General features: G+C 62.0%; 8 protein-coding genes. 4 read left to right on the top strand and 4 right to left on the bottom strand.

Features of this window, described 5'->3' with window-relative positions; genetic code table 11:
• The first annotated feature begins 16 nt into the window (after window positions 1-16).
• Window positions 17-691: an isoprenylcysteine carboxylmethyltransferase family protein gene (locus B4383_RS05420; protein WP_078289971.1), complete on the top strand. Its 675-nt coding sequence runs from the start codon at window positions 17-19 to the stop codon at window positions 689-691.
• Window positions 692-694: 3 nt separating this feature from the next.
• On the opposite strand, the gene B4383_RS05415 is transcribed toward B4383_RS05420, so the two are convergent.
• The 4 genes from B4383_RS05415 to B4383_RS05400 form a co-directional block, all read right to left on the bottom strand.
• A complete protein-coding gene (locus B4383_RS05415) occupies window positions 695-1138 on the bottom strand; it encodes a hypothetical protein (RefSeq protein WP_078289972.1) in 444 nt (147 codons plus the stop codon).
• Between the two features lie 45 nt (window positions 1139-1183).
• Window positions 1184-1801 carry a TetR/AcrR family transcriptional regulator gene (locus B4383_RS05410; RefSeq protein WP_078290011.1) on the bottom strand — a complete coding sequence of 206 codons (618 nt, stop codon included), beginning with the start codon at window positions 1799-1801 and terminating at the stop codon, window positions 1184-1186.
• A gap of 226 nt (window positions 1802-2027) precedes the next feature.
• Window positions 2028-3260 (bottom strand): glycosyltransferase, encoded by a 1233-nt coding sequence (locus tag B4383_RS05405; protein ID WP_078289973.1) that lies wholly within the window; start codon window positions 3258-3260, stop codon window positions 2028-2030.
• A complete protein-coding gene (locus B4383_RS05400) occupies window positions 3260-3904 on the bottom strand; it encodes a TetR/AcrR family transcriptional regulator (RefSeq protein ID WP_078289974.1) in 645 nt (214 codons plus the stop codon). The genes B4383_RS05405 and B4383_RS05400 overlap by 1 nt, the downstream gene beginning before the upstream one ends.
• Window positions 3905-4157: 253 nt before the next feature.
• Here B4383_RS05400 and B4383_RS05395 point away from each other — a divergent pair, with 253 nt between their 5' ends.
• The 3 genes from B4383_RS05395 (at window position 4158) to B4383_RS05385 (ending at window position 6021) form a co-directional block, all read left to right on the top strand.
• The gene (locus B4383_RS05395) at window positions 4158-4439 is read left to right on the top strand and encodes a hypothetical protein (RefSeq protein WP_078289975.1); all 282 of its coding nucleotides are present in this window, start codon (window positions 4158-4160) and stop codon (window positions 4437-4439) included.
• A 49-nt stretch (window positions 4440-4488) separates the two neighbouring features.
• Entirely contained in the window at window positions 4489-4791 is a 303-nt protein-coding gene (locus B4383_RS05390) for a hypothetical protein (RefSeq protein ID WP_078289976.1), read from the top strand.
• Window positions 4792-5004: 213 nt separating this feature from the next.
• Complete coding sequence (locus B4383_RS05385; RefSeq protein WP_078289977.1) at window positions 5005-6021, top strand: alcohol dehydrogenase; 1017 nt, start codon at window positions 5005-5007, stop codon at window positions 6019-6021.
• Window positions 6022-6785: the final 764 nt, after the last annotated feature.

The raw sequence follows: 6785 nt of genomic DNA, 5'->3' as shown, positions 1-6785 counted from the left end.
GTGAACAGGAGGATCAGTGAAGGCCATTGCGCGGGTGTTGGGGCTAGGGATCGTCGAACTTGCCGTGTTCGGCGCGGTACTGTTCTTGCTCGCGGGAACCCTCGACTACTGGCAGGTGTGGGTCTTTCTGGTGGTGTTCGCCCTGTCGACATGGGTACCCACCGTGTATCTGCAGCAGGTCAATCCGGCTGCGCACCAACGGCGTAAGCACGCGGGGCCGGTGGCAGAGACCCGAACGGTGCAAAAGGTCCTTATCGGCGGCTGGTACATATCGCTGGCAGCGATGGTGGTGATGAGCGCGCTGGATCATCGCTTTGGCTGGTCGTCGGTGCCATTGGCGATATGCCTCATGGGTGATGTTCTGGTGGCCGTGGGGTTGGGTGTCACGAGCCTTGTGGTCATTCAGAACAGCTTCGCGGCCTCCACCGTGCAGGTGGAGACGGGACAGACGGTCGTGTCCACTGGTCTCTACGGGCTGGTGCGCCACCCCATGTACACCGGCAATGTGATCACCATTGTGGGTTTTCCGCTGGCGCTCGGCTCGTACTGGGGGCTGGTCTCGGTCGTCGCCGGCTTGGTCGCACTCATCGTGCGCATCCGTGACGAAGAGAGGTTGCTCGTCGATCAGTTGGATGGATACCGCGAGTACGCGCAGAAGGCGCGCTATCGCCTACTGCCGTATGTGTGGTAACTCTTACGAAAACCATTGGGCACGTACGAATCCTGCAAGTAAGACCGCGAACCCGCCCATTTCGCCGATAATCAGTAGGACCATCGCCACGTGCATGCCGGGGTTGGGATCCTCGAATTGATTGTTGGTGTCGCGTAAGGCCCCGTGCACCATGTAGCTCACGATGGCTGCCAGAAAGAAGAACACCAGCACCATGGCGGCAGTGAGGTTTACCCAGCCGGGCCACGCACTCAACTCGACGAACGCCGCAGTGAGCAGGGTGGCGAACGCATAAAGCAGTGCGGCCCTATGTGCGGTATCGACGTACGGATGGGCGAGATGATTTGGGCTCGTGACCATTTGGCGGTACTTCCACACGCCCAATCCAAGGGCGAGTAGGAAGATGAGTCCGGCCGCGAGAAGCGTTACCGCGGTGTCAGTGCTGAGCACGTATCCGGCGCTGGTCATCACTCGACCCTACTGCTGTGGTGATGTCACCAACGCTGTGACCGGCTACTTGTCGTGCAGGTGCTCAAGGCCGGTGACAAGGAGCCCGAGTCCGAACTCGAAATCATCCTCGATCGAAACGGCCAGGGAATTCCCGATCGCGAGTGTCATCGGAAAGTTGGCCAGGTCGAGGCCCTGTACAAGCCGCATGAGGAGCGCGGGATCGGTGCTGCGGCTCCTGTGTTCGACCCCCAGCTGAGTCGCGAAACCCAGGACGTATCGACCCACAGTCGTATATATACGGGCCGCATCCACCGGTGAGAATCCTGCGTTCACAAACAGTGCGAGCGTGCGCTCGCGCAGCATGAAAACCTTCGGCCCGACGGGCAGTTGATCGGTGAGCAGCGCGGCGACATTCGGATGGCGTCGCATTGCATCGAACAAAGCACGTGAGGTGACGGTGCACGCGCGCTGCCAGGGGAGTTCCGCGAGTTTCCCGTCGTCGAACTCGACCTCGCCGAATACTCGATCGACGACGTAGGCGACGAGCTCAGTGCGGTTCTCGACATGCCGATAGATTGTCGCGGTCCCGGAATCGAGCCGGCGTGCCAGCGCGCGCATGGTCAGTGCCTCGCCGCCCTCCTCGTCCACGATTCGTAGCGCCGCGTCGACGATCGAATCCATGGGTACGGGTGGGCGGCCGCGTGTTCGTCGCTCGTCCGTCACACCGGCCAGTATGTCGATCTTGACACCGGCGGGCAATTACGGCAACACTGTTTCCGTAATTCTGTCAGAAGGCATGACCAGGAAACCGCGACCGAGTCCTCACCGCGTTGATGACGTGGACTGACTCGCGAGGGGTGTCGCGGACTTCCTCGGTCACCCCTGGCAAGGCCTCACGCCAGCGCCCTCAGCCCAGCATTCGATCGACGGTCACGACAACGCCGGCGGCGCCGTCGTCGGTAGCGATGAGGTCTGCGACCCGGCGGCTACGGCCCGTGAGCTGTCGGTCGGTGACGGCAGCGCGGAGGGCGTCGGCAAGCCGTTCTACCGTCAGGGTTCGTTGCGGGATGGTGCCGGCGCTGAGCCCGAGATCGCGGAGCCGTCGAGCCCAGAATGGTTGATCGCCCAGGCCGGGCACGGCGACAGTAGGCACCCCGGCACGCAGGCCGGCAGCGACCGTCCCAGCGCCGCAATGGTGCACGACCGCCGCCATTCGGGGAAAGAGCCAGCTGTGTGGCAGCTCGCCCACCGTCAGGACGCTATCGTCAGCGGCATTGATTCCTGCCCAACCGGTTTGTACGATTCCGCGCATACCCACCAGGCGGAGCGTCTCCCGCACGAGCTCAGACACGCGCACTGCCTGAGCGGCCGAGGTCATCGTGCTCCCGAAGCCGATGAACACCGGAGGATCACCCGCTGCGAGAAAATCGACCAACGTGGGGGAGGGCTGCCACCGTGGATCGGGCTGCGGCCACCAGTATCCGGTGACCTCCAGCCCCGGTCGCCAGTCCGATGGTCGCGGCACGATGTGCGGCGAGAAGCCGTGCAGAACAGTCCATTCCGACCCAGATCTGCTCCGGCGAAGCTGACCGGCCGATGCCTTCGGCAGGCCGAGGTCTCGCCGGAACCCGGACACCACCCCGCCATAGAGGCGATCGACAAGCCATGCCCCGGCGTGGGAGGCCAGACGATTGGCTGCCGACCCTGCGGACCAGGCTCCGAGGGCGGCCGGGGGAAACTCAGCGGTGGCAGACCAGGGCTGCAGCCTGATCCCCATGGAGGGAATGCCTTTCGCCTCGGCGAGCGGATGCCCAGCCAGTTCGGAGTACGGCGATAACAGCAGGAGGTCCGCGGGCACGTCGTGAATGGCGCTGAGCAGTGCGATGCCGAGCGATCGCATACCTCGCGGAGCGAGGAACTCGGCGAGCTCCTTCGTGACGTTGACATCGGCATTCTCCGATGGCGTCGCCGGTTCCGGAATGCCACGAAAATCTAAGCCAGCGTTGGATATCAAAGAGTTAAAGCGTTCATACGCGGCGAGTGTCACATGGTGCCCGGCCTGACGTAAGCGAGTACCGATGCCGGTCAACGGTGCGACATCACCGTGGCTGCCGATAGCGGCGATAACGATACGAGCCACTACGCCCTCCGTACCACTCGGCGGAACATCTTCACGAGATCCTCCGCGTACCCCATCGCGTCGAACTCGGGGTCCTGCAAGATCTTCTCGACTACGACATCGACGGCTCCTCGTAGTGCGATTGCAGTGGAATCGACGGGAAATGAGGAGAATTCACCGGTTTTCTGGCCCGCGCGGAGAATGGCCGACGGGTCGAGCTGGGTCAATTGTTGGGTCAGCTCGGGTGTGAGGCCCAGGTCCCCGAGACGTCTTCCGTCGCGGGGCTTGTAACTCGTGCCGAGCTGCGCTAGCGCGGCCAACTGAATCCGGTGAGTATTGAAATAGCTGATGCTGGAACGGATGTAGGTCGCGAGCTTGTCGGTCTGAGTCCGCGCACGATCAACCTCGGGGACCACGGCCGCAATGCCCGACCGGTACATCGACGCGATCACCGCTTCGATGAGCCCGTTCTTGGAGCCGAAGTGGTAGAGCACCACGCTCATCGCGATATCAGCGCGCTCGGCGATCTTTCGGATTGAGGTTTTTGGGTAACCGACCTCCGCGATGACCTCGATGGCGCACGTGACGATCTGATCGCGGCGAGCGACCTCGGTGAAGGTGCGCTCATGGCCGGAATTAGATCGCATGATCGAACTATAGATCACTTGATCTAGGGCTATACACCCATTTGTGCAGGTTAACGACGCGTTAACGGCTCTATACCATCTCTCTCAGACCCTAACCCCCATGGGGTACTCTGAGATTTAGCTGAGAATCAGCCGGGGATCTCATAAATTGGGAACCAGGTGAACCTTGAAGCCGTTGAACAGGGTGAATGCATCAACGTTGATGTCTTTGGCAAGTGATGTTCGCTTCCTAGGCCATTAGCAAGATGACCGAGCGGAAAGGAAACACCACATGAAAATGTCACTCGCTGCAATCGTCGGAGGCGCCGGCACAGCCGTAGCCGTCGCTGTCATGGGCGCCCCTGTCGCCCTGGCAGGGCCTACGCCTCCTCCGGTCTGCTACGCCAGCGAGACCAGTGTCAACGCCACTGAGCTACGTCCCTGCGTTGCTCCGGGCGATGTCGTCTACGAGCAGGGCGCGCACCAGCCGACCTATGAGGGCGCCAACCCGCTGGTCCCGCTGGGCACCAACCCGCACGTCCCCTATGGCACCAACAAGAACAACGCTTCGTAACTAGATGTAACTCAGCTTCATCTTCGACGACGCAGAAGGAGCAACAATCATGAAGAAGATCACGACCGCGGCGGCGCTACTCGCTGCCGCAGGGCTGTCCCTGGCCACAGCCGCCGCAGCCTTGGCCGGTCCCGCCGCGGACCCGGACTCCGTCATCTCTGACCTCAAGTCCAACGGGTACCGGGTGATCATCACCAAGGTAGGGTCGGACCATCCGTCGCAGTGCACGGTTCAGGGAGTGTCGCAGCAGTCAGGCGTTCAGAATGTGCAGCCGGGGCGCAACATGCGCAACCAGCCGACGACGGTTCCCACTGCAGGACAAAAGGTCGCGTACGTCACGCTGGCCTGCTAGCTACCCCATGGGGCGGTGGCGACACCGGGCAGTGAGTGGTCTGTCAACGATCCTCACACCGTGTCGCCACTACTCCGATGAAGATGGCGACCGCGGGTCTATCTGACTCGCATCCCGCGAGGTGTGGTGAGTAGTAGACCGCTAGCTCGCCGCGTCCTTCCCGCCCCCGTATGCACATATCGCAGCCCGGCGATATGTGCCACTGTGGGAGGCGTGTCCACATACCGTGCATTCGAAGTAGCCGGCCAGCGGGACTTTCGGCTGGTGGAGCGAGAACTTACGGAACCCCATCCGGGTGAGGTACGAGTTCGGGTCGAGGCGTGCGGGGTGTGCCACACCGACGCCTTCGCCGCCGAGGGCCTGCGGGCTGATCCGTCGAAACCCATCGTGCCCGGGCATGAAATTGTGGGCGTGATCGATGCTGTCGGTGCGGGAGTACGTGCCTGGAAACTCGGTGAGCGGGTCGGTATCGGGTACCTCAACGGCCACTGCGGTGAATGCGAGCAATGTCGTCGCGGAGATTTTGTGAACTGCACCAATCAGAATCAAACAGGGACCACCGTCGACGGCGGCTACAGCGAGGTGGCGTATGCCCGGGCTAGTGGCCTCGTCCGAGTACCGGATGGTGTTGATCCGCACGACGCGGCCCCGCTGCTGTGTGCGGGCCTTACCGTCTACCGCGCATTGCTGACCGCGAACGCCCGGCCGGGCTCTTTGGTCGCGATCCAGGGCGTCGGCGGGCTCGGGCACCTCGGTATCCAGTACGCCAAGGTGCTGGGCTACCGGGTTGTTGCCATCGCCCGGGGCACGGGAAAGGCAGATCTTGCGACGCAACTCGGTGCCGATGAGTACATCGACAGCACCGCGGGCAGTCCCGCGAAGGCATTGCGCGCGTTGGGCGGAGCCACCGCAATCATCGCGACGGCATCCAGCGGATCGTCTATGTCACCGTTGATCGCGGGGTTGGCACCCAATGGCAAGCTGGTAGTCGTGGGGGCCGACTCGGAGCCCATCGAGGCTGGCATCCCTGACCTCATCTTCGGGACCCGCTCGATTGTCGGATCACTGACGGGTAGCTCGATAGAGAACGAAGACAATCTGAATCTCGCTCAGCACCATGGTATCCGCTCGATGAACGAGATCATGCCCCTATCGGAGGCCCCACGGGCGTACGAACACATGCTCTCCGGCGCGGCGAGGTTCCGCGTGGTCCTTGACATGAAGGCCTGACCGTGATCGCGGGTCTCTTCGATGTTCGTGAGTTGTCGCGGCCGTCGCCGCACGTACGCTGACCGCCGGTGCTATCTGTGTGAATCTTTCTGTGCCACAACCAAGTGCGGCATCAAGGGAAGCGATCCAGCGATATGCGAAAGGTCTTGCCGGTGAGGTGCAGGGGCACGGGGTGGAGCTGGGAGTGCCGCGGTTCAGCGATGACGAGTGGTCCATCGCGCTGCACTGCAGAATCCGGCGTTCTCTGAAACCTATTGTGAATAAATAATTCTCGGGGCGGTGGCACGAGGGTCACGCAACGGGTTCGTCGATGAGCATGAAGCGCACGCCCCATTGGGTATCCCGAAGTGGACTATCTGACGAGCCCAGTTCGGGCAGCAGCGATGCGCGCGGGGGATCCGCGGGCCACAAATGTCTGGGCGGGAATCGGATTCAGAAACGCGAGGGGTGGTTCGGTGGCCGACATCATGGGTGGGCTGTCGGATTTTCAGCGCTAGCCGCCTAGCCCCCGGAAAAGTGGGCATAGCGTCCAGTTTCGGCCCTATTGAAGGGGTGTGCGGCGCCGAATGAAGTAGCGCGCAAGCTATCCCACAGAGTGGGACGCGCGTCGCGAAAAAGGTGGGATGGGTAACAGAAATTTTCCTGCGTTAATGCAAGAGATGCGCGGATGTATGGGAAAAGTGACCAATGTGCGCAGCGCGCAGCAAATTACGAACCGACGTCGCGTACATTCAACAAACCGACCATGTCCTGCATGTTTATTG

This window comes from Mycobacterium sp. D16R24 (assembly GCF_002013385.1).
Classification (GTDB): domain Bacteria; phylum Actinomycetota; class Actinomycetes; order Mycobacteriales; family Mycobacteriaceae; genus Mycobacterium.
Note: the sequence above shows the minus strand (reverse complement) of the source record. Positions and strands in the feature narration are given on the sequence as shown.

What these genes read in the sequence shown, in the direction of transcription:
- B4383_RS05410 (WP_078290011.1), bottom strand. Translation starts at nt 1,801, where the DNA reads ATGGATTCGATCGTCGACGCGGCGCTACGAATCGTGGACGAGGAGGGC.
- B4383_RS05395 (WP_078289975.1), top strand. Translation starts at nt 4,158, where the DNA reads ATGAAAATGTCACTCGCTGCAATCGTCGGAGGCGCCGGCACAGCCGTA.
- B4383_RS05415 (WP_078289972.1), bottom strand. Translation starts at nt 1,138, where the DNA reads ATGACCAGCGCCGGATACGTGCTCAGCACTGACACCGCGGTAACGCTT.
- B4383_RS05390 (WP_078289976.1), top strand. Translation starts at nt 4,489, where the DNA reads ATGAAGAAGATCACGACCGCGGCGGCGCTACTCGCTGCCGCAGGGCTG.